This is a genomic window from Bilophila sp. T19-St14 (assembly GCF_059728385.1).
This window is the reverse complement of record NZ_BAAGFT010000001.1, coordinates 1,863,118-1,885,413: the sequence shown is the minus strand read 5'-3', so window position 1 is coordinate 1,885,413 and position 22,296 is coordinate 1,863,118. Positions and strand designations below refer to the sequence as shown.

The following is a 22,296-nucleotide window of genomic DNA, read 5'->3' as shown; positions in this document are numbered from 1 at the left end:
ACAAGGATTTCCAATGCTTCAGCTTGCTGATTTGAAAAGCCGCATCGCGGCGTTGTCCTCGCAGTTCGAGACGCTCTGGGGGCGTCTTTGACCAGCCTTCCCTGTCCGCACGCCTCGCTGAAATAGAGAAGGAACTCTCCGCGCCCGACGCGTGGAACGCCCCGGAAAAGCTGACCCCGGTGCTGCGCGAGAAGAGCCGTCTGGAAACGGAGCTGGCCCGCCTTGATGCGCTCAGGAACTGCCATACCTCCATGCTGGATTGGCAGGAAATGGCACAAGAGCTTTCCGGCGGCGCGGAAGTCAAGGAAGGCGACGATGCCGCCGAAGCGCTGGAGTCGTTGAGCGCCGAAATTGAGCGCCTCACCGAACTTCTTGAGGAAACGGAAACCAACCTGCTCCTTTCTTCCGAAGAGGATCACGCCGACGCCATTCTTGAAATCCACCCCGGCGCGGGCGGCACCGAGGCGCAGGACTGGGCGCAGATGCTCCAGCGCATGTACCTGCGTTGGGCTGATTCGCACGGCTTTTCCGTGGAGGAACTGGACTTCCTGCCCGGCGACGAGGCCGGGATCAAGAGCGTGAGCCTGCGTATTTCCGGCGAGAACGTCTATGGTTTCCTCAAAGGCGAGCGCGGCATCCACCGCCTTATCCGCATTTCGCCCTTCGACTCTTCGGGACGCCGCCACACTTCCTTTGCCTCGGTGGATGTAATCCCCGATGCGGGCGACGACATCGAAATAGAGATCAAGGAATCGGATCTGCGCGTGGATATTTTCTGCGCCAGCGGCCCCGGCGGGCAGGGCGTGAACACGACGTATTCCGCCGTGCGCATCACGCATATCCCCACGGGCATTTCCGTCCAGTGCCAGAATGAGCGTTCGCAGCACCACAACAAGGATTCCGCCATGCGCATCCTGCGCGGGCGCCTTTACGATTTGGAGCTGAGCAAGCGCGATGCCGCGCGTCAGGCCGAGTATGCGGGCAAAAATGCCATCAGCTTCGGCAGCCAGATCCGCACGTACACGTTGCAGCCGTACCGCTTGGTGAAGGATCACCGCAGCAATTGCGAAATAGGCGACACCGACGCCGTGCTTGACGGCCGCATCGACAAGCTGCTCCGTGATTACCTGTTGTGGCAGCATACGACCAAGCAGCAGCGCTGACAGCTTCCGGCGGGCCTGAGAAAACCGCTCTGTGTGCGGCATCCGCAGGAAGTGATGTAAGGCTATGATGGGGGGAGGATGCCTTTTCTATAGGAAAGGCATCCTCCCCCATCCCTATTCTGCCGGAACGCTCCCCAAAGGCGTTTGTGTGGAGCCCGTTTATGGTTTTTCTTTGATTTCATGTTATATTAAGTGGTTACCCTTTTATTGGGGGCTTTCATATATGTGGTTGTTTTATCTCTACAATACAGTGAAAATAAAGACTTTGCGACGGGGCCTTCTTGGGAAGGATACGGTTTTCGCTGTGGGCGCATTGGGAGTGGATGCATTGGGAAAGGGCACCCTGTTGGGACGCTGCCCGAAATAACGGTACTGGCGCCAATACAAGGCTTTTTTCAGCATGGCGCCATGCCGCCTTCCACTATGCCGTAGAGAATTCCTGCCATGTGCCCCCCTTCCGGCTCCCGATTCCTCTCAGCCCGCGAACCGTTTGCCATTTTTGAATATTGATGGCTGTATAGCGGAACAGGGCGGGCATTGCCCCGTAACCGGCGAAAACCGTTCTAAAAGCCTTGCGGGAGAAGGGGCGGCGGATGCCCGGACGGGAAGGGCCGCTGTTGTGAGATTCACAACATGGTGAGAGTAAAAGTGATTTTCTGTTAGAAATCCTCTTGCCCATGCCGTTGGGCTTATGTATATTGCAGCAATACTGCACTTTTCACGGAGTTGTCATGAACAAAAGCGAGCTGGTCAAAGCCTTGGCTGATCAGGCCAACATTTCTCTGGATGAGGCGACCCTTGTGGTCAATACGTTTGTGGACAGCATGAAGGAATCCCTCCTTGAAGGCGGCCGTGTGGAGATCCGCGGGTTCGGCAGTTTCAAGGTGAAGGAATACGGCAGTTATGCTGGCCGCAACCCGCGTACCGGTGAAAAGGTTGCCGTGGAGCCCAAGCGCCTCCCCTTCTTCCGCGCCGGGAAAGAACTCAAAGAATATCTCAACGCGTAAGTTGGGATGCGGGAATTCGTCCCTGTGCATACGGACGGCGTGAAAACATCCCGCAGATGTCCGGGGGGGCCAGCCTCCCCCGGCTTTCTTGTTTTATGCCTTTTGCTGTCCTTTTTTATCGGGACGGCGGCGGCCTCCGAGCTTTTCTACGAGGGTGAGGGGCTCCGGGCGGCCCCTGAGTTTTCCGTTTCCGCCACGGCACAGCCGATCCTGCGTATCCTGTATGCCGCCGATTCCCACGGCGCGCTCCATCCCTGCCCCTCCTGAGGGCACACGCTGGTAGGCGGCGTGGCCCGGCGGGCCACCGTTCTCGAACGCTTTCGGCGCGGATCCGTGCCCACCCTGACGCTGGTGGGGGCGGACGAATTTTCCCCTGATACAGAACTCCCCGATCCCGCGAAAACGGGCGATGCCTCACCGGAAACCGTGCGCGCCGTGTACGATGCCCTGCATGTCGATTGCGGCATGTTGTCCGCCGCCTCCGCCGCATGGTTCGGTGCGGCGCGCCCCCGGAATTTCGTCGAAGTGGGCGGCAGGCCCATAACGAAGCGGTTCCATGTCGGCGGGGTGCCCGTGGCGGTGATCCTGTTCCCGCCGCTTTCCGCAGGGGGGACGGCTGAAACGGAGACGCCCACGCCGAAGCTCCTCGCGTCGGTGCTTGCCGCGGCTGATGCCGCTTCCGACGCCGCGATCCGCATCGGGATCAGCCCGTGGGGATTTGAAGGGGAGTTCGCCGTCCGCGAAGCGTTGGAACAGCGTTACCATCTTTTGCTTGGCGGCGGCCCCGGCGCGGCGTTCGCGGGGGAGGTCAACGCGCAGGCCCCCGGCCTCATCTGGTCGCGGGCCGACAAGGACGGGCGCAGCGTCATGATCATCGACATCATGGCCCTGCCTGAGCCGGGTATGCCCTTTGCGTGGGAATGGGGCCTTTCCATGCAGGCGCAGGAAGTGCGCCTCACTTCCGCCATCCCGTCCGATCCGCATATGGAAGCCTTGCTTCCCAAAGCAAGTTCACGCTGATTTTCCTGACGGTTATCCATGAAAAAGGCTCCGCCCGTGAGGACGGCGCCTTTTATTGTGAGCTTCAGCCTGTTGAGAATACGAAGTGAGCGAAACAGGAAACCACCCGTTATGCGGGTGGCCTTGATTGGTTAACCGAAAGGCTCTGTTATAGTTTGTAGTTGTTTCATCTCCACAGTGCTGTGAAAATACAGCCTTTTTTTCGGTTTTCCTCTTGGCGGAATACAGGGCTAAGGCATTTTGTCGGTTATTCCTGTGGAACTTCAAGGAAAAAAGTATCAACCATTTTCTATAACACAGCTAACCGAAAAAGGAACGCCCCTTTTACGGGGCGCTCCACAGGGTTATCCGAGGAATTCCTTGAGCAGCGCGCCCACCTCGCTCGGACGCTTGGCGACCTTGCCGCCCGCCTTGACGATGGCTTCAGTCTTGCCCTTCACGGTGCCGCGCCCGCCGGTGACGATGGCTCCGGCGTGCCCCATGCGCTTGCCTTCGGGGGCCGTACGCCCGCCCATGAAGGCCACGAGCGGCTTTGTAAAGGCCTTGGCTTGCATGGCTTCGGCCACTTCCTCTTCCATCGTGCCGCCGAGTTCGCCGATGATGACGACGGCGTGGGTGTCCGGGTCGGCTTCATACAGCGGGAGGAGTTCCGCGAAACGGGTTCCGGGGACCGGGTCGCCGCCCACGCCGATCAGGGTCGTGACGCCGAACCCGCCCTTGACGATTTCGGCGGTGACTTCGTTGGTCAGGGAGCCGCTGCGGGTCATGACCCCGACGTGGCCCTTCTTGTATACGCGGTCGATCCAGTAGGGGATGGTGCCGAGCATGGCTTCGCCCACGGAGATGATGCCCGACGTGTTGCCGCCCACGACCATCGCGCCGCAGGAAAGCGCGGCCCGGCGGATCTGGACGGCTTCGTGCAGCGGGATGCCGTCCGCGATGGTGCAGATCTTTTTGATGCCCGCGTCGAGGGCCTCAAACACGGCGTCCTTGGTGAACTTGGGGGGCACAAACAGCATGGCGACGTCGGCGGGGTGATCCTTCATGCCGCGGCGGACGGAGTGGTACACCGGGATGCCGTCCACGTCCTGCCCTTCCTTGCCGGGGGTGACGCCGAAAACGACCTGCGTGCCCATATCTTTCATGTGCTTCGTCCAGAAAGCGCCTTCCTTGCCGGTGACGCCCTGCACAACCACGCGCGAATCCTTATGGATGAAAATGCTCATTATGCCCTCCCGGCAGCGATGTCCACAGCCCGCTGCACGGCTTCTTCAGTGTTGGTCAGGGGTTCCAGCCCGGCGTCGCGCAGGATGGCAAAGGCTTCCTCTTCATTGGTGCCGCGGATGCAGGTAACGATGGGCTGCTTGGGCTGGTGGGCTTTGATGGCTTCCACGAGGCCCTGCGCCATGACGTCCGCGCGGGCGATGGTTCCGAAGGTGACCACGAGGATGACCTTGCTCGGAGTCTTGAGGCAGAGCTCCATAGTGCGGACGGCCTTGGTGTAGTTGGCCCCGCCGAATTCCACATAGGTCGCCGGGTGCCCGCCCGCGTCGTTGATAAGATCGAATACGGTGGTGGTCAGGCCCGCGCCCGCGCACATCAGGGCGATGTCGCCGTTGAACTGGAGGTAGGGGATGCCTTCCTGCGCGGCTTCAAATTCGACTTCGGAGTCAAAATAGTCGCGGGTAAGCGGGTAGTTGGGCTGGCGCCACACGGAGTTGTCGTCGATGATGAGCTTGCCGTCGCCCGCGATGGCCTTGCCGTCCTTGGTGATGAACAGCGGGTTGATTTCGGCGAGCTGTGCGTCATAGGCGCGGAAGGTCTTGTAGAGGCCGCGCACGGCCGCGCCGACCTGCTTGCCGAGATCCCCGGACAGCCCCATGCCGTAGATGAGGTTGTTGACGTGGTAGCCGCCGAGCCCTTCGGCGATGTCCACGCGCACGGTGACGATCTTTTCGGGGGCAGTGGCGGCGAGCTTTTCGATTTCCACGCCGCCTTCGGCGCAGCCGATGAGCATGATCTTGGATTCCACCGGATCCACGGTGATGGAGAGATAGATTTCGCGGTCGATGTCCACGGCCTCTTCAACGAGGAGCATGCGGACATTGTGTTCGGATTCAAACAGGGCCTTGGCGGTGGCTTTGGCGCTTTCGGCGTCCTTCACGACCTTGATGAGCCCGGCCTTGCCGCGCCCGCCGCGCAGCACCTGCGACTTGAGCACGCAGGGGAACCCGATTTCCGCAAACGCGCCGTCCAGTTCGTCCATACCGCGTACCAGTACGCCCTTCGGGGTCGGCAGGCCTTTTTCGCGGAAGGCTTCCTTCGCCTGATATTCAAACAGCTTCATGGCAGTTCCTTTTGGAAGAGACGCCTCCGGCGGCAAGGGGCCCTGCCCCCTTGACCCCCGCCGGGGGGCATGATGCCCCCCGGACCCCTGCGTTGCCGCGGCGCTCCTGTTGCCGGAGGTGCGAGCTGTTGAGGGAGTCAGGCGTTTCTCTTTGTGTTTGTTGTGTCTTTGGGAAAAAGCCGCTGCGCGCCTTTTTCTTTTTTTGCCGTTTGGAAAACCTGCGGACAGGGATTCGATAAAGGCAAAAGTCTTGGGAGGATGAGGGGATGGGGTCTGGGGAAGGGGAGAAGGAAGCCCTTCTTCAGAAGGGTTCCTTCTCCCCTTCCCCAGCCTTCATATCCCGTTCATCTTCTTATTTGCCGTACTTCTTCCAGAAATCGCCCCACATCTCTTCGTCGGTGAAGGCCCACGGGGCTACGGGCTCGTTGACCCACGTGACGTTGATGAAATGGCGCCAATGGACGTTTTCCGTGGTGCTGTTGCCGCCCCATGTGCCGCAGCCGAGGGTGGCGGTGGAGGGCATCCGGTTGAAGGGGTGCCCGCCGTTGCCCGCGCTCATGGACTGGCGCACGGTGATGCGGGAGGACTTCATATGTTCGCCGAGGTACTCGATGTACTCACGCTTGTAGGTATGGATGCCGCAGGAGTGGCCGCGCCCGACGAGGTTGGTCAGCTCGACGAGGATGCGGTAGGCGTCCTTGAAGTCCTTGGCCTTGTAGACGGTGAGGACGGGGGAGATCTTCTCGTCGTGGAACTTGTCGTCGGGGATGGGTTCCATGCCTTCGACAAGGAGGATGTCCGTGCCTTCGGGGATGCTGATGCCCGCGCCGTCCGCGATGACCTGCGCCGACTTCGCGATGATGTCGGGGTTGAGTGCGATTTTGCCCTTGGCGTTGAGCTTCCACATATGGTTCTTCAGCTTTTCGCGGTCTTCGCCGGTGACGAGGTGGCAGCCGTTTTTCTTCATTTCGGCCATGAACTGGCCGTAGACGGCTTCAACCGGGATGACCGCGTTTTCGGACGAGCAGGATGTGGCGTAGTCGAACAGCTTGCTGCCGCAGATCATCTTGGCGGCTTCGACGACGTCGGCGTCTTCGGCTACGATGGCGCAGGCGTTGCCCTGCCCGACGCCGTAGGCCGGGGTGCCGCTGGAGTAGGCGGCACGCACGACCTGACCGCTGCCGGTGGCGACGATGAGATCGGAAACCTTCATGAGCTCGGTGATGGCTTCGCGGCTCGGATCTTCAAGCACCTGAATGAGGTCTTCGGGGGCCCCGACCTTGCGCAGGCCGGCGCGCATCATGTTGATGGCCTCGGTGGTGCTTTTCAGCGCGCGGGAGCTGGGCTTGAAGATGACGGCGTTGCGGCCCTTGAGGATGCCTACGGCCTTGCCGCCGCATGTGGCGGTGGGGTTCGTCGCCGGGAGGATGGCGCAGACCACGCCCACGGGCTTGGCATATTTGGAGATGCCGGTCTCTTCATTGCGTTCGATGAGGCCCACGCTCTTGGCGCCCCTGATGTCGTGCAGCACGCCGCCGACCTTGCGCTTGTGCTTGATGATCTTGCTCTGGACGTTGCCGTAGCCGGTTTCTTCCACAGCCATCTTGGCGAGCTTGGCGATGTTTTCGTCTTCGTAGACTTCCCAGCCGATGGCGAGGCATATCTCGTCGATCTGTTCCTGCGTGTAGTCGTTGACGATTGCTTGCGCCTTGCGGGCCAGTTCCATCTGTTCGCTGACGGTCTTCATGAAATCCTCCGTTGTGTGTTGGTCGGCTTTATGGTGGAGTTGCAATGATGACGAGTAAGGTTTGCCTGTAATTGTCCTATGTTAATGCCAGATGTCCATCCCGGCAAACTTGCCGAATACCGCCACCGAGAACGTAACGCACAGGATGGCTATGATGGTCATGAAGACGCCCGACTTGGCGAAATCCGATATGCGGAAGTAGCCGGAAGAGTAGGGAATGACGTTGGTAGGGCTGGACGTGACCATGATGAAGGCCATGCTGGTGGCGATGCCTGCGGGGCCGGCGAGCACCCACGGGTTCATGCCGATGTCGAGGCCGAGGGCGATGATGAGGGGCATGACCACGGCGCCGGTGACGCTGTTGGAAGAGAAGAAGATCTTGAGCAGTTCAACCATCGTGATGACGGCAAGGACGCGCAGGACGGGGTGCAGTTCGCCGACGCCGGAAAGCGTTCCCCAAGCGATCCAACGGGCCGCCCCGGTGCTGGCAAGGAGCATGCCTGCCGAAATGCCGCCCGCGATGAGGATGAGCCCGCCCCAGTCGATGCTGCGAGAGGCTTCCTTCCAGTCGTCAAAAACGCGCAGGCCGGGGAGGAACAGGAGGACGAAGCCGAATAGGGCGACGAAAGCTTCGGGGGCCTTGAAGCCGATATACGGTTCAAGGTTTGAGCCGCCGAGCCACAGGAAGACCATCGTTACGAAGACGACGAGGGTGCGGATTTCCTTGACCTTCAGGCCGCCGAGGGCTGCGAGCTCGGCCTTGATGCTGTCGAGGGTGATGGGGATTTCCTTAAACTCAGGCTTGAAAAGCTTCATGAGGCAGAACCAGCCGAGGGGGATCATGAGCAGTGCACCGGGAACGCCGACAGCCATCCACTGCGCAAAGGAGACGTCAAGCTGTGCGATGTCGCGGACGTATTGCATGGCAAGGACGTTTGCGCCGCAGCCGGCGGGGGTCGCCGTGCCGCCGATGAGGGAGCCCCAGACGATGCCGATCATGAGGGCACGTCCGAAATTGCTCTCCAAGGGCTTGCAGCCGCTGCCCTGAAGGATGCTCATGCCGAGCGGGAGCAGCATGGCGGCGACGGCCATGTCCGTGACCCACATGGACGTAAGTGCCCCGACCGTAATGAAGGCGAGCACGATGCGGTCAGTACGCCGGCCTACCTTGGTGAGCATCCACAACATGAAGCGGCGGGCAAGCCCGGATTCCGTCATGGCTGCGGAGAGCCCCATAGCGCCCATGAGGAACATGATGGATGAGTTGCCGAGGCCAAGCTTCACAAGGCTGCTGAACTTGTCGATGTTCATGACGTGCAGGAGCACGATCAGGGAGAGCGACGTCGCGGGGAAGGGGATGGCTTCCGTCATCCACATGATGACCGCAAAACAGAGCGCCCCCATAACGCATTTGGCGCTTTGCGTGAGCGGGATGGCTTCTGTTCCTTTATAGAAAGGCTCCGGGGTAGGCAGTGCAATGACGATCAACATGACGATGATGCCCACTAGGAAGAAAAAGGTCTTCCGCGCGGTTTCCAGAGGCACTCTATCGCCGACAATGGCAGTAAGGCAGTTGTCCAAGCGACTCATGTGGTATCTCCGCTGAGTATGCCGGTTGATGGGAAATCCTAAAAAGTACCAGTTGACTTTGTTCTTTTTATAGCAATGGGCATGCCAGATTGTGATTTTAAGTACGAATTTTGTGGATCAACTGGAATATACGGTGGTTATAAACGGAATCCCCAAGGGGTGCAGTGATAAGTGCCGCGCAGAAGTGTCTTTATTTTTGGACATGCACGCTTGTATGTCTGTATATCCAGACATACTGTGTAAAGAAAAACGCCAGCCGTCTTTTCAGGACGGCTGGCGTTCGCGCACGGAATGCTTGGAACTATATTATTGTGCAAGCTTTTTCAAATAGATGTCTGTAACGTCACTGAGCCGGTTTTTGCCCCCAACGAAGGAGGCCAGCTCCTGAAGCCATGTGTGCAGCTTCTTCTGGGCGGGATCAAAGAGCATGAGCTGCCCTTCCAAGCTGTAGACGGGGTGTTTCGCCAGTTCCCACGCGGTAGCCTGCGGGGGCAGGTTCCGGCCCGTCCATGCATGATAGAACGCCCGGTAGTCTTGTATGAGCTGTTCGCGCGGTGTTTCCTGAAGGGCCGTGATGCCGCGGAAATACATCTTAAGGAAGGCGGCAACGAGATCGGGGTGCTCCTTGGCGAACGCCTTGTTGGCGAGGAGCAGCGTCGGCTGGCTGGCGTCGCACTGGCTGGACAGGGTGATCGGCGCGAGCCCGTGCTGTTCGGCTTCAAGGGTATACGGCGACCACAGGGCCACAGCGTCGCCCTCGCCGTTCAGGAACGATTTCAAGGCGTCTTGGGGCGGCATGTCCTTGATGGCAACGTCCTCTTCCGTCAGGCTGAGGGCTTTCAACCATTTGTGCACCGTGTAGTGCGCGGCGGAGCCTGTGGTGCACAGGATGGTTTTCCCGCGTACCGTGCCGCCGGTGCCCGCCATTTCCGGGTAAAGGGCGTTGTAGCCGGTATGACCGAGGATAGGGCTGTCCTTCCGTGTATAGATGCCTGTGGAGAGCGATTCGTCATTGCCGATGGCGATGATTTCGGCTTGGTTGTCCAGCGACGCGGTCAGCGCGGGAATGGCCCCGCAGGCAGCGATTTCCCAGTGCGCCGTACCCATGCCCGCCATAAGCTGTTTTCCTGAATCGTACGAAAGCATTTCCAGACGGAACCCTTCCTCCAGATCCCAGCCTTTTTGCTTGGCATACCAAGCAGCGAAGGCTTCATGTTCTCCGAGCCATGCCGTTTTCAACGGGATGGGATCAGCGGTGTGCCCGATCTGGGGCAAGCCTGCCAGAAACAACAGGGCCGCACACAGCCCACCAAGCAGCCTATGCATGTGAAACCTCCGATAACTGATTGCTTTGCAATAAAAAGAACAAGCAATTCATATGCCATGTCCCGGAAAGCCGGATATGGAAATGGCCGCCTGTCTATACAACAGGTTAGCGGCGGGAGAAAAGATGCCGGCCTTCAGTGTGGGGCATCTCTGGCGTATGGGAAAACAGACAGTCTGTCCAGACATGCATGGAAAGGCATACGCCTGGGAAGGGGACACTTCCCGCTGCCGCCCTGGGAGGGGGAGGCGGATCGGAGGAGGGGATGGGCGGGGAGGTATGCATTGATGACAGCCAACGTTTGGGCTTTACAAAAGGCTCTGTTATAGTTTGTGGTTGTTCCATCTCCACAGTACATTGAAAATACAGCCTTTTTCTCCAGTTTTCCTCTTGGCGGGAGCTACAGATAAGACCTTTTGCCGGTTATCCCTTTGGGGCTTCAAGGAAAAAAGCATCAACCATTTTCTATAACACAGCCTATTTTTTAAATTCCAAATGGGTAACGAATAAGGCGTATTAACCGCAAAGCGCATCAAAGGAAAACTGGGAAAATGTAATATTTCCCCTATGCCATGGGGATGAACAATCATATTTCATGGCAGAACCAAATATCTTGTTCACAAAATGGGCTAAAAGCCGCTTGGAGGCCTCCGAATGCCGAATTTGCGCATCTTTTCATACATGCTGGCGCGGGAGATGCCGAGGGCGCGGGCTGTCTTGGCGACGTTCCAGTGGTGATCGCCGAGGGCGATGAGGATGGTTTGCGCTTCGCTGTTCTTGACGACGGACTGGAGTTTCCCGTCCGTGCCCGCCGGTTCCGCCATGGCTTGCTGGCGGAGTTCCGGGGGCAGGTCGGTCAGGGTGATCTGGTTGCCCGAACACAGGCTCAGCGCCCGGATGAGCACGTTGCGCAGTTCCCGGATGTTGCCGGGCCACCGGTAACGCATAAGCGCATTCATGGCGCCTTCCGTACACTCGATCCCTTCGCCGCCCATGCGGTTGAGGACATCGCGCGCGATCAGCGGGATGTCTTCCACCCGTTCGCTCAGGGGCGGAAGGTTGAGGGTCATGGGATTGATGCGGTAATACAGATCCTCGCGGAACGTCCCCGCCGCGATCATTTTCTTGAGGTCGCGGTTGGTTGCGGCGACAAGCCGGAAATCCACGGCGCGGGGCTGTGATGATCCGAGCCGGCAGAGGGTTTTCTCTTCCAGCACACGGAGCAGCTTGACCTGTGCGTGCAGGGGAAGATCCCCCACTTCGTCGAGGAACAGCGTCCCCTGATCGGCCAGTTCGATTTGCCCGATCTTGCCGTCCTTGTGCGCGCCGGAGAAGGCTCCGGGCACGTAGCCGAAGACTTCGGACTCGAACAGTTCCTTCGGGATGGCCGCGCAGTTGATGCTGACGAAGGGGCCGTCGGGCCGGTTGCTTGCCATGTGGATCGCGCTGGCAGCCAATTCCTTGCCGGTTCCGGTCGCGCCGAGGATGAGGACGGGCGATTCCGTCCGCGCGTAGTGCAGCAGGTACGACTTGAATACCGTGATGGCGGGGCTGTTGCCGAGGATGGAATTGATGGTGTGGCTTGCCCGGAGGGCGCTCTTGATGCGCCGGGCGTAGGAGTTCACCTTCTTGTCGAGCAAATCCACGCGCTGGAGCAGGGCCTGTATCTGTTCGGGGGTATCGAACAGGGTCAGGGAGAACGCGCCGATGACAAGCCCGTCCTGATCGCGGAGCGGGATGCGGTTGACGAGGAGCTTCCTTTCGCTGCCCTGAATGCTCCGCCACGCGCCGAGATCCGGCTCGCCGGAAGCGATGACGGCCGGAATGCCGGAATCGGGGATGAAATCCGTGATATGGCGGCCCAGGGCTTCTTCCGGGCGGATGCGCAGGTAGTTGGCGTAGGCGTCGTTGATGAACCGGATGATGCCGTCCCTGTCGCAGATGAACAGCCCCGTGGGGAGGCTGCTCATGGCCAGTTCGAGGAGGTTGCGCTGTGAAATGTCCATTCGGAATCCTTGGCATGGCGTGGATGGGAGACGTTCGCTTCTACAATGAAAGTCGTATTTCAACTCTCTTAAATTCAAAATGAATTTTTTAGAAAGGCTGTGTCATGGAAAACGGTTGATGCTTTATTTCCTTGAAATTCCAAAGAAATAACCAAGAAAATCCCCCAATCACAGAGCCCGCCAGCGGAAAGATTGGAGAAAAAGCATATATTTTCAATATATTGCTGAAAAAACAACCATGTACTATGACAGAGCCTTTAGAAAATCATCAAAAGGGCGAATGTCTCGTGGATGGAGTGGAGTTGGCATGCTACAACTGGAACAAGGAGGGACGCAAGCGTCTTTCACGGGCATCGGTTCCCGGAGCCTCCCGACGCCGCGAGTTTCATGCGGGAGGAATCATTCACGGCCTGATCGGTTCCCGGCATATCCACCACCGATGAGAAGGCTTGCTTGTTTTTTCTGCAGCCTGTACTTCTCTGTCTTTCTTCGCACAGCCAATACGCCACCGCTGCGGCGCGCCGCCCATATGGGGGCGCATCAGCCTCCGGCGTCATTTCTTGCCCGTCACGGCGGGCGACGGACAGCTTTTTTTGGGGTTCCTTATGGATTTGACGAGGCCGTTTCTTAAATGGGCAGGGGGCAAATACCGCCTTCTGGATCGCCTTTTGCCGAGCATCCCTGCGGGGGCGCGCCTTGTGGAGCCTTTTGTGGGGTCTGGGGCCGTATTCCTGAACGCGGGGTTCACGTCCTACCTGCTGTGCGATCTCAATGCGGATCTCATAGGGCTGTACCGAACGTTGCGGCGGGACGGGGAACGGTTCATCGCGGAGGCGCGGGCCCTGTTCACGCCGGGCAACAATACGCAGGAAGCGTTCCTGCGCCTGCGGGAAGCCTTCAACGCCTCCTCGGACGCCGAAGAACGGAGCGCCCTTTTCCTGTACCTCAACCGCCATTCCTATAACGGGCTTGTCCGCTACAACAGCAAAGGCATCTATAATGTGCCGTTTGGAAAGTACAAGGCCCCATACTTCCCCGAACGGGAATTGACGGCCTTTCTGGACAAGCTCCGCAGGTGCGACGTGACGTTCGCCGTGCAGGACTTCCGGTCTACGTTCGCCGCGCTGCGTCCGGGGGACGTGGTATACTGCGACCCGCCCTATGCGCCGGTTTCCGCCACGGCGAATTTTACCAGCTACACCGGCGGCGGGTTCGGGGTTCAGGAGCAGGTGGATCTGGCCTCCGAAGCGTCCTCCGCAGCGAAACGGGGCGTGCCCGTGGTTTTGAGCAACCATGATGTGCCGCTTACCCGCGGGCTTTATGCCGATGCCCGGCTGGAATCGTTCCCGGTGCAGCGGTTCATCAGTTGCAACGGCGCACGGCGTGGGGCCGCGCGCGAACTTCTGGCGGTATTCCTATGACATCGGAGCAGGGCGGCGCCATCGCCAACAGGCAGGGCAATATCCTTGAACAGCAGGTGCGGCAGGCGTTCGCCTCGCACGGCTTCCGCGAAGTGGCTTTTGCCGAGTACGAAAAGCTCGCCTCAGGGGGGACGCTGCCCGGCGTCCCCATTCCTGATCTGCTGGTGCGGCGGGTGCCTTACCAGTCCATCTACGGGCACCGGGGGGTGACGGAGTTCCTGGCGGTCTCGGCCTCCCGCGGGCTCGCCGTCCGCATTGAATGCAAATGGCAGCAGTCACAGGGCAGCGTGGATGAAAAATTCCCTTACCTGTATCTGAACTGCATACAGGCCATGCCTGAGCACGAGATCATCCTGCTCATAGACGGCAACGGGTACAAACCCGGCGCGCTGGCGTGGCTCAAGCAGGCCGCTGCTTCGCAGGACGCCAAGCGGATCCATGTATTCAACCTTGTGGAGTTCCTCGTCTGGGCGAACCGGAGGTTGAGGTAAAGGCTGTACCACAGCAAATGGCTGATGCTTTTTTCCTTGGAGTCCCCAAGGAACAATCGGCAAAATGCCTTAGGTTGTGTCGGTGTCTTGTATTTAATTATTTGAAATTATTAAAATAATGTTTTCGCAACTTGAAAAGTAGTTGAATAATTTGGCTCTGTCATAGTACATGGTTGTTTTGTTTCAGCAATGTGCTGAAAAGATATGCTTTTTCTCCAAATTTTCCGCTGGTGGGCTCTGTGATTGGGGGATTTTATTGGTTATTTCTTTGGAATTTCAAGGAAATAAAGCATCAACCGTGTTCTATGACACAGCAAATAATTTCAATATATTATGTCTAATTGACGGCACGGCCTAGAGCGTTTTCACGTTGAAAATGCGCTTCCGACTACAGGAAGCAGGCGGCTGTAAGGTATAAGCACAATGTCTTTGCGTTGTTCAAGGCCGAAGCGAGCGGGCCTTACATTTTAGGCTCTGTTATAGCTTGTGGTTTTTCATCTCCACAGTGCGGTGAAAATACAGCCTTTTTCTCCGGTTTTCCCCTTGGCGGGAGCTACGGATAAGGCATTTTGCCGGTTATCCCTTTGGAGCTTCAAGGAAAAAAGCATCAACCATTTTCTATAACACAGCCAAATTTTACTATTGTAACCTTGTTAAAGTTCATTTGCTCTAAGGAGCCGGTTCGTGCAAGTCCGTAATGAAGTCAAGGAACTCCGTCTGCTGTTTGAGGTCTTGCAGATTTTGGACAGCGCTTCCGACTTGTCCGGCAATCTCGAAACCGTGCTTGAGGTCATGGCCGAACATACCGGCATGATGCGCGGCGTGATTACGCTTCTCGACGAGGCGCACGGCGAGATCGCCATTGAAGCCGCCTACGGCATGTCGGCGGAGGCGCAGAGCAAGGGCCGCTACAAGCTCGGAGAGGGCATCACCGGCAAGGTCATTGAAAGCGGCAGGCCGCTGGTCATCCCCAACGTGCTGGTGGAGCCGTTGTTTCTGAACCGGACAGGGAGCCGCAGCCGCAAGGAGGCCGTTTCCTTCATCTGCGTGCCCGTCAAGATGGAAGGCCGGGTCATCGGCGCACTGTCCGCCGACAGGCTGTTCGCGGCCTCCGAAGCGCTTGAGGAGGACATGCGCCTTTTGACCGTATTGGCCTCGTTGATTTCCAAGGCCGTGAAGAACCGGCAGGAACGCCACCGGATGCTGGAGGAAAACCGGCGCCTGCTGGATGTCTTGCGGGAACGCTCCCGCCCGGAGATGTTCGTGGGGCGTTCGCCGGGGCTGCGGGCCGTCCTGACGCAGCTTGCACAGGTAGCCCCGACCAGCGCCACGGTTCTGCTGCTCGGCGAGAGCGGCACGGGCAAAGAGCTTGCCGCCAACACCATCCATGCGGGCAGCCCGCGTGCCGGGCATCCCTTCATCAAGATCAATTGTGCGGCTCTTCCGGAAGGGCTTATCGAAAGCGAGCTTTTCGGGCACGAAAAGGGCGCCTTCACCGGGGCCGTCGGTATGCGGAAAGGCCGTTTCGAGGCGGCGGACGGCGGCACGCTGTTCCTTGACGAGATCGGCGAGCTTGCCGTTTCCACGCAGGTCAAGCTGTTGCGCGTGTTGCAGGAGCAGGAATTTGAGCGGCTCGGCGGCATGGAAACCCATAAGGTGGATGTGCGCGTGGTGGCGGCCACGAGCCGGAACCTTGAGCAGATGGTCAAGGATGGGGTATTCCGTAGGGACTTGTATTATCGGCTGAACGTGTTTCCCGTCTCAATGCCGCCCCTGCGGGAACGGCGGGAGGACATCCCTCTGCTCGTCGAAAATTTCCTTGAGAAATATGGCCATAAGATAGGCAAACGGGGGCTCAGGGTTACGCCTGAGGCTGAGGCGCTGCTGTTGGCCCACTCGTGGCCCGGCAACATCCGGGAGCTGGAAAACGTCATCGAGCGGGCCGTCATCCTGACCTCGGACGGCCTGATCCGCCCGGATCTCCTTCCGCCCGCCATGCAGGCCCCCTGCGCGTTTTGCTCGCTGCGGGGGACGCTGCCGGATGCGCTCGATCAATTGGAGCGGCGGCTCATTACCGAGGCCCTTCGGCAACATCATGGCAATATGGGGCATGCCGCGCGGTCGCTCGGCATCAGTGAACGGGTCATGGGGCTGAGGATGCGGAAATTCGGCCTCGGCTACAAGGCATTCCGCAAGGGGGCTCCCTGATCCGCTCAGAGCGGGCGGAAATCATGGACGAAGCCTGTATTGCTGGTGTTTCATAAATACCATGCGATGACACAGCGAGAGGTTTGCTGCATGTTTTTTCCGATTCCGGCTTTTCGGTCGTTTCGCCAGTGGATGGACACCTCTTCGGCGTTCGTCCGGGCATGGGTACGTTCGCCGCGGAGTGTTGGCATGGTATGCCCAAGCGGTATGCCCCTTGCCCGGAGCATGGCCGCCTTCGTTCCCCGCAAGGGTGATGGGCTGGTGGTTGAACTTGGGGCGGGAACGGGAACCGTAACCCGGCAGTTGCTTGATGCGGGCATTGCCCCCCGGCGTTTGGTTGTGGTGGAGCAGTCCCCGGTTATGGCAAGCCTATTGCGGGAGCGTTTCCCGCATCTGACGGTTCTTGAGGCGGACGCCCGCTGGCTTGGGGGCTGTCTCCCCAGGGATCGGCAGGTGGACTGCATCGTTTCCTCCCTGCCCCTTCTTTCCCTGAACGAGCGCGTCCGCAACCAGATCATCAGGGCCATGTTCGAGGTGCTGCACGAAGGCGGCCTGCTCATTCAATATACTTACTCGTGGCGCAAGGTGAATGCCTTTCTCAAGGACGGCTTCCGGTGCGTCGGTTCCTGTCAGGTATGGCACAACGTACCGCCTGCCCGCGTTTTTCGGTTTCGCCGGGAGGCGGGGGCGCGTGCTCGGTGAAGATGGGGAGATGTGAAGATTGGGGAGGGGAGGGAGGCCCTTTCTGTAGAAAGGGCCTCCCTCCCCTCCCCAAACCCCACCCCTCCCACCCCAAAGACTTTCGCGCTTATTGAATCCCTCTTGTCAGCGTTCCCTGTTGGTTGGATGCCGATAAGGGGCGCTTTGGGGGATGGTGCAGAAGATAGCCTTTGGGGACGGCACTGTCATGGAATATGGCCGTTTTGGCTCTATCATGGCATGTGGTGGTTTCATCTCCACAGTATGTTGAAAAATAAAGCCTTTTTCTCCAGTTTTTTCCTTGGCGGAATTCATGGCTAGGTTGTGTTGTTAATTATATAATATATTGAAATAATTTAATTATTTTAATTTGCAAAAAGATTGTTTTCAATAATTTCAAATAATTACATGCAAAATGACGCACGGCCCAGAGCGTTTTCACGTTGAAAATACTTTTCCGACTGCGGGAAGCAGGCGGTCGCTGTGAAGGTATAAGCACAATGTATTTGCGCTGTTCAATGCCAGAGTGAGCGTGGCTTAAACTTGAACATTGTAAATTTTTAGGCCCTGTTTATAGTATGTGGTTGTTTCATCTCCACAGTGTGGTGGAAAATACAGCCTTTTTTCCAGTTTTCCCCTTGGCGGAATCCACAGCTAAAGCATTTTTCCGGTTATTCCTTTGGAACTTTCAAGGAAAGAGCATCAGCCATTTTCTATGACACAGCCAAAGTTTTATAGAGGATATGATTGTCGTAAGTTTATAATATACTGAAAATAAAAATATTTCGTTTTTTATTGGTGGGCTTCATGGCTGGGACATTTTGTCTATTGCCTGATGGGGAGCCAAGAAATAAAACGCCAATTATTTGCCGTAGACGATCCATTCGTTGGCCTAGGCTACATCAGAGAAAGGGTTGATGCTTTCCTTCTTGAACTTCCAAAGGGACAACCAATAAAAGGCTTCAACTACGGAACCCGTCTACGGAAAAATTGGAGAAAAGGTATATTTTTATCATGCTGTGTGGGCAAAACAGCCGCATTTTATGACAGAGACTTACCCTGTCTCTTATTCACACTATACAGTGAAGGCTATGTCATAGAAAGGGTTGGAGATTTACTTCCTAAAATTCCAAAGGGATAGCCAATAAAATGCTTCAACTACGGAGCCCAACGACGAAAAACAGGAGAAAAGGTTATATTTTCATCATGCTGTGGAGGCGAATCAGGCGTATTTTATGGCAGAGGCTTATCCTGTCTCCTATCCACACCATACAGTGAAAAAAGAGCGTTCCAGAGAGTTTTCTGTTAGTGGGCTCTATAACTGAAACACTTTACTGATTTTTTATGGGGCTGTCCTAACTATTTTCCCTTAGCTAGGACAGCCCCTTCTTTATTTGGAGTTGCAAGAAACCAAATCTCAATCGTTTGGCCTGACAACGCCTTCCGAATATGTTTCATTTATGCCAGTTTTTCCTTTTTTACTGCAGAAACAACATAATAAATGCAATTTATGCATTCGGGAAAGCTGAGGGCAGGGATTCGATAAGGTCGAAAGTCTTGGGAGGGGAAAGGGGAGGTTTGGAGGGGGAAGGGGAACCTTTCTCCAGAAAGGTTCCCCTTCCCCCTCCAATCTTTAACAAAGAACCCGTGCCGAGGAGGAGCGATCGGCGCGGGCTCTTTGCGAGGGGTATGGAAGGAAGCGCCTTCGGAGGGGATAAAGGCGCTCCGGGGAGGGGGCTTATTCGGCGTCTACGAAACCGCGGCTCGGAATTTCGGGGGAGTCGCTGCCCGCTATCTTGGAGAGATAGGTATTTCCGAGCGTTTCGATGTGGTTGGCCATATTACAGAAATAGTTGTCGTGAACCTGTTCCTCATCCAAGATGCGCTCGAACAGGCGGGCACTCACGCTGTCGCCGTTGGCGCGACAGGTTTCCAGCAGCTTGTTGTAGGTCTCAATGGTGTCGTCTTCCACCTTTACGTTGAAGGGGAATACGTCCATGACCTTCTGCCCTTTCGTGATCTTGGAAGACAGTTCGCTGTTCGGCTCGCCGCCCAATTCCTTGATGCGTTCGGCGAACTGTTCGGCATGGCGCATTTCGTCGATGGCGATCAGTTTGATCTTATTGGCGAATTCGCCATAGTCCAGGTCATCCAGATTGTAGTGCTGGTTCATGTACTGATGTACGGCATACAGCTCCATGCTCCGGGCCTTGTTCAGCACTTCAATAACCTTGGCCACGCGTTCTTTTTTGGCGGCTTCCTGTGTCATTCCTTGTATCCTCACTGAAAGGTGTTGTGCTCCCGAACTGCTTCCAGTGTGCGGCAGGTATGGATTGTCTTCAATGATTATAATGGATTAGCATTGAAAAGTCTCATGCGCCCCCGTAAACGGGCGGAACAGCGCAAAAAGCCCGTCGGTTGTTCCGACGGGCTTTGCGCGTCGTCACGGAAACGCCGTCGAGATCCAGCGCGGCACGGGTTGTTCCGACGGGCTTTGGGCGTCGCGCTGCGGGAAGGTCAGCGCGGATTGTTCGCGTCGTAGTCTTTGAGCGCCATGCTGACGATTTTGGAAAGCCCGATGAGGGCGATGAGGTTGGGAAGCACCATAAGGCCGTTGAACATATCGGCCAGCTCCCACACGAGATCCACCTGCAACACGGAACCAAGCACGATGAAGCCCATGACGATGAGGCGGTACGGCGTCGTGCCCTTGGTGCCGAACAGGTACTTGATGTTCTGCTCGCCGAAGAAATACCAGCCGATGATGGTTGAGAAGGCGAAGAAGAACAGGCAGATCGCTACGAAGGTGATGCCAAAGGAGCCGAGGCCGCTTTCAAATGCCTTCTGGGTCAGGGCGATGCCGGTGGTGGAGCCGTCGATGGAGTTGGTCACGAAAATGACGAAGGCGGTCATGTTCAGCACGATGAAGGTATCCACGAAAACGCCGATGATGGCGACAAAGCCCTGCTGGGCGGGATACTTCACTTTGGCGACGGCGTGGGCGTGCGGGGTGGAGCCCATGCCCGCCTCGTTGGAGAACAGGCCGCGCGCCACGCCGTAGCGCATGGCTTCCTTGACGCCCGCGCCGATGATGCCGCCCGTGGCGGCGGCGGGATCGAACGCGCCCACGAAGATCATCTTGAAGGCCGGTATGATGTTGGAGGCGTTGGCGAACAGGACGATGAGCCCGCCGATCAGGTAGAGGGCCGCCATGATGGGCACGATCTTTTCGGTAAAGGCGGCGATGCGCCCCATGCCGCCGAAGAACACGAATGCGGCCAGCGCGGAGATGAGCACGCCGATGAGCAGCGGAGGCAGGGAAAAGGCGGTCTGGAAGGCGTCGGCGATGGAGTTGGACTGAACCATGTTGCCGATGAACCCAAGTGCGATGATGATGGAGATGGAGAAAAAGGCCGCCAGCTTTTTACTGCCGAGCCCCTTTGAGATGTAGTAGGCGGGGCCGCCGGTGACATGGCCTTGATCGTCCGTGGTCTTGTAGGTCTGGGCGAGCACGGCTTCGGCGAAGATGGTGGCCATGCCGAAGAAGGCTGCGATCCACATCCAGAAGATGGCCCCGGGGCCGCCCATGGCGATGGCGGTCGCGGCGCCCGCAAGGTTGCCCGTGCCCACCTGCGCGGCGATGGCGGTGGCGAGGGACTGGAAAGAGCTCATGCCGTGCTTTCCGGCCCGTTCGCCGTGCAGGGTCAGCCCGCCGAACGTCGACTTTACGGCAAGGCCGAAACGGCGGATCTGGATGAAATCCAGTTTCAGGGTAAAGTAAATGCCCACGCCGCACAACAGTGGGATCAGGCAGTACATCCCCCACAGAAACCCATTGATTTCGGACACGATTTTAGTCAACTGATCCATCACGGGGCACATTCTCCTGCGAATCGAAGGTTACGGCGTCGTAACCGCCCCGCCCTCCTCCGGCGAGTGCGGCTTCCCGGACGGAAAAGACGCTTTTGCTATTCTAAAGCGTCTAAGCCATTGTTGCGTATAAGTAAACAGACGATTTTTTTAGAACGGGGAGAAAAAACTGTGCAAAACGAAAGAGAATTTTTTAATACATTGATATATTTTATAAAAAAGAAAGGTGGTCGCTGGATGAAGGCCATGCTGGGGGAGTGGCGTCATCCTTAAACCGCCGGCAGATGACCGGCCTCTGTTTCCCCTTGTACGGGTTCGTTTCGGAAAGTCCCTGTCATAGTATACGGTTGTTTTATATCTAAAATATGCTGAAAATACAGGCTGTTTCTCCAGTTTTCGCTGATGGGCCCCATGATTGGAGGCATTCATTGGTTATTCCTTGGGAATTTCAAGAAGGCTGTACCATAGAAAATGGTTGATGCTTTTTTCCTTGAAGTTCCAAAGGAATAAATGAAGGCTCTATCATAGCATATGGTTGTTTTATTTCTGCGGGATGTTGAAAATAAAGACTTTTTCTCCAATTTTTCCTCTGGCGGACGCCATGATGGGGCAGTTTATTGGCTATTCCTTGGGAATTTCAAGAAGACTGTACCATAGAAAATGGTTGATGCTTTTTTCCTTGAAGTTCCGAAGGAATAAACGAAGGCTCTGTCATAGCATATGGTTGTTTTATTTCAGCAGGATGTTGAAAATAGAGACTTTTTCTCCAATTTTTCCGCTGGCGGACGCCGTGATGGGGGCACTTTATTGGTTATTCCTTGGGAATTTCAAGAAATAGAACATCAACCGTTTTCTATGGCACAGCCTAAACGAAAAATGCCCTAGGCCGTGTCGTTATTTTTGTATGCAACTATTTGAAATTATCGAAATAGTATTTTTATGGCTTGAAAAATAGTTAAATAACTTCAACAGATTATACCTAATTGACGACACGGCCTGCTATGGATTCCGTCAATGGGAAAACTGGATAAAAAGGCTTTATTTTCAGTGTATTGTGGAGATGAAATAACCGCATACTCTGGAAGGGGCTTCAAGAAATAAAGCATCAACCGTTTCCTTATGGCACAGCCTTCGGAAAAAGTTCGGAGCGGGAACGGAAAGGGGGCCGTTTGCGCGGACAGTACGCCCCTGCCCGTAGAGATGAAACCGTCATCCGCTCCATTCAGGAGTGCCTGCGCCGAGTATGCCTCTGCCCGTAGAGATGAGACATTCGCCTTTTCGATGATCTTCTAAAAAGTTTATTTTGAATTTCATAGAATTGAAATACGGTTTTCATTGCGGAAGTGAATGTTTCGTAGAGATTATCATCTTGACGTCCGTTGCTCCCGAATTCATTATGCCGT

General features: G+C 56.7%; 16 protein-coding genes. 8 read left to right on the top strand and 8 right to left on the bottom strand.

Annotation, left to right across the window (positions count from 1 at the left end):
- Window positions 1–13 precede the first annotated feature (13 nt).
- From prfB to AC6I1V_RS08060, 3 genes are all read left to right on the top strand, one after another.
- Window positions 14–1,163 (top strand): peptide chain release factor 2 gene (prfB, locus tag AC6I1V_RS08070; protein ID WP_486853734.1). Its coding sequence is split into 2 segments (ribosomal slippage): window positions 14–88 and window positions 90–1,163, totalling 1,149 coding nucleotides; the frame shifts between segments, so codons are not numbered across the junction.
- Window positions 1,164–1,894: 731 nt separating this feature from the next.
- On the top strand, window positions 1,895–2,170 hold the full coding sequence (locus tag AC6I1V_RS08065; protein ID WP_294624138.1) for an HU family DNA-binding protein: 276 nt from the start codon (window positions 1,895–1,897) through the stop codon (window positions 2,168–2,170).
- A 6-nt stretch (window positions 2,171–2,176) separates the two neighbouring features.
- Window positions 2,177–3,190 carry a UshA-like (seleno)protein family 2 gene (locus tag AC6I1V_RS08060; RefSeq protein ID WP_486853733.1) on the top strand — a complete coding sequence of 338 codons (1,014 nt, stop codon included), beginning with the start codon at window positions 2,177–2,179 and terminating at the stop codon, window positions 3,188–3,190.
- Between the two features lie 344 nt (window positions 3,191–3,534).
- Here the strand turns inward: AC6I1V_RS08060 and AC6I1V_RS08055 are convergent, their stop codons facing one another.
- The 6 genes from AC6I1V_RS08055 to AC6I1V_RS08030 form a co-directional block, all read right to left on the bottom strand.
- The gene (locus AC6I1V_RS08055; RefSeq protein ID WP_302552986.1) at window positions 3,535–4,416 is read right to left on the bottom strand and encodes a succinate--CoA ligase subunit alpha; all 882 of its coding nucleotides are present in this window, start codon (window positions 4,414–4,416) and stop codon (window positions 3,535–3,537) included.
- Window positions 4,416–5,537 (bottom strand): ATP-grasp domain-containing protein, encoded by a 1,122-nt coding sequence (locus tag AC6I1V_RS08050; protein ID WP_337430706.1) that lies wholly within the window; start codon window positions 5,535–5,537, stop codon window positions 4,416–4,418. The genes AC6I1V_RS08055 and AC6I1V_RS08050 overlap by 1 nt, the downstream gene beginning before the upstream one ends.
- A 352-nt stretch (window positions 5,538–5,889) precedes the next feature.
- Entirely contained in the window at window positions 5,890–7,284 is a 1,395-nt protein-coding gene (locus tag AC6I1V_RS08045; RefSeq protein ID WP_486853732.1) for an aldehyde dehydrogenase family protein, read from the bottom strand.
- A gap of 81 nt (window positions 7,285–7,365) precedes the next feature.
- Window positions 7,366–8,874 (bottom strand): SLC13 family permease, encoded by a 1,509-nt coding sequence (locus AC6I1V_RS08040; protein ID WP_302554013.1) that lies wholly within the window; start codon window positions 8,872–8,874, stop codon window positions 7,366–7,368.
- A gap of 306 nt (window positions 8,875–9,180) precedes the next feature.
- On the bottom strand, window positions 9,181–10,200 hold the full coding sequence (locus tag AC6I1V_RS08035; protein ID WP_486849693.1) for an ABC transporter substrate-binding protein: 1,020 nt from the start codon (window positions 10,198–10,200) through the stop codon (window positions 9,181–9,183).
- A 627-nt stretch (window positions 10,201–10,827) separates the two neighbouring features.
- Window positions 10,828–12,204 (bottom strand): sigma-54 interaction domain-containing protein, encoded by a 1,377-nt coding sequence (locus tag AC6I1V_RS08030; RefSeq protein ID WP_486853731.1) that lies wholly within the window; start codon window positions 12,202–12,204, stop codon window positions 10,828–10,830.
- Window positions 12,205–12,653: 449 nt separating this feature from the next.
- Here AC6I1V_RS08030 and AC6I1V_RS08025 point away from each other — a divergent pair, with 449 nt between their 5' ends.
- From AC6I1V_RS08025 to AC6I1V_RS08010, 4 genes are all read left to right on the top strand, one after another.
- A complete protein-coding gene (locus tag AC6I1V_RS08025) occupies window positions 12,654–13,625 on the top strand; it encodes a Dam family site-specific DNA-(adenine-N6)-methyltransferase (RefSeq protein ID WP_486853730.1) in 972 nt (323 codons plus the stop codon).
- The gene (locus AC6I1V_RS08020) at window positions 13,622–14,116 is read left to right on the top strand and encodes a PD-(D/E)XK nuclease superfamily protein (RefSeq protein ID WP_308770756.1); all 495 of its coding nucleotides are present in this window, start codon (window positions 13,622–13,624) and stop codon (window positions 14,114–14,116) included. The genes AC6I1V_RS08025 and AC6I1V_RS08020 overlap by 4 nt, the downstream gene beginning before the upstream one ends.
- 684 nt (window positions 14,117–14,800) lie before the next feature.
- A complete protein-coding gene (locus AC6I1V_RS08015) occupies window positions 14,801–16,324 on the top strand; it encodes a sigma-54 interaction domain-containing protein (protein WP_308770757.1) in 1,524 nt (507 codons plus the stop codon).
- Between the two features lie 189 nt (window positions 16,325–16,513).
- Entirely contained in the window at window positions 16,514–17,026 is a 513-nt protein-coding gene (locus AC6I1V_RS08010) for a class I SAM-dependent methyltransferase (RefSeq protein ID WP_486853729.1), read from the top strand.
- A 1,735-nt stretch (window positions 17,027–18,761) separates the two neighbouring features.
- Here AC6I1V_RS08010 and AC6I1V_RS08005 read toward each other — a convergent pair.
- Window positions 18,762–19,292: a ferritin-like domain-containing protein gene (locus AC6I1V_RS08005; RefSeq protein ID WP_479859457.1), complete on the bottom strand. Its 531-nt coding sequence runs from the start codon at window positions 19,290–19,292 to the stop codon at window positions 18,762–18,764.
- A 248-nt stretch (window positions 19,293–19,540) separates the two neighbouring features.
- The gene (locus tag AC6I1V_RS08000; protein ID WP_308771134.1) at window positions 19,541–20,893 is read right to left on the bottom strand and encodes an alanine/glycine:cation symporter family protein; all 1,353 of its coding nucleotides are present in this window, start codon (window positions 20,891–20,893) and stop codon (window positions 19,541–19,543) included.
- A 720-nt stretch (window positions 20,894–21,613) separates the two neighbouring features.
- On the opposite strand from AC6I1V_RS08000, the gene AC6I1V_RS07995 reads away from it, so the two are divergent.
- A complete protein-coding gene (locus AC6I1V_RS07995) occupies window positions 21,614–21,778 on the top strand; it encodes a hypothetical protein (protein ID WP_497736959.1) in 165 nt (54 codons plus the stop codon).
- Window positions 21,779–22,296: the final 518 nt, after the last annotated feature.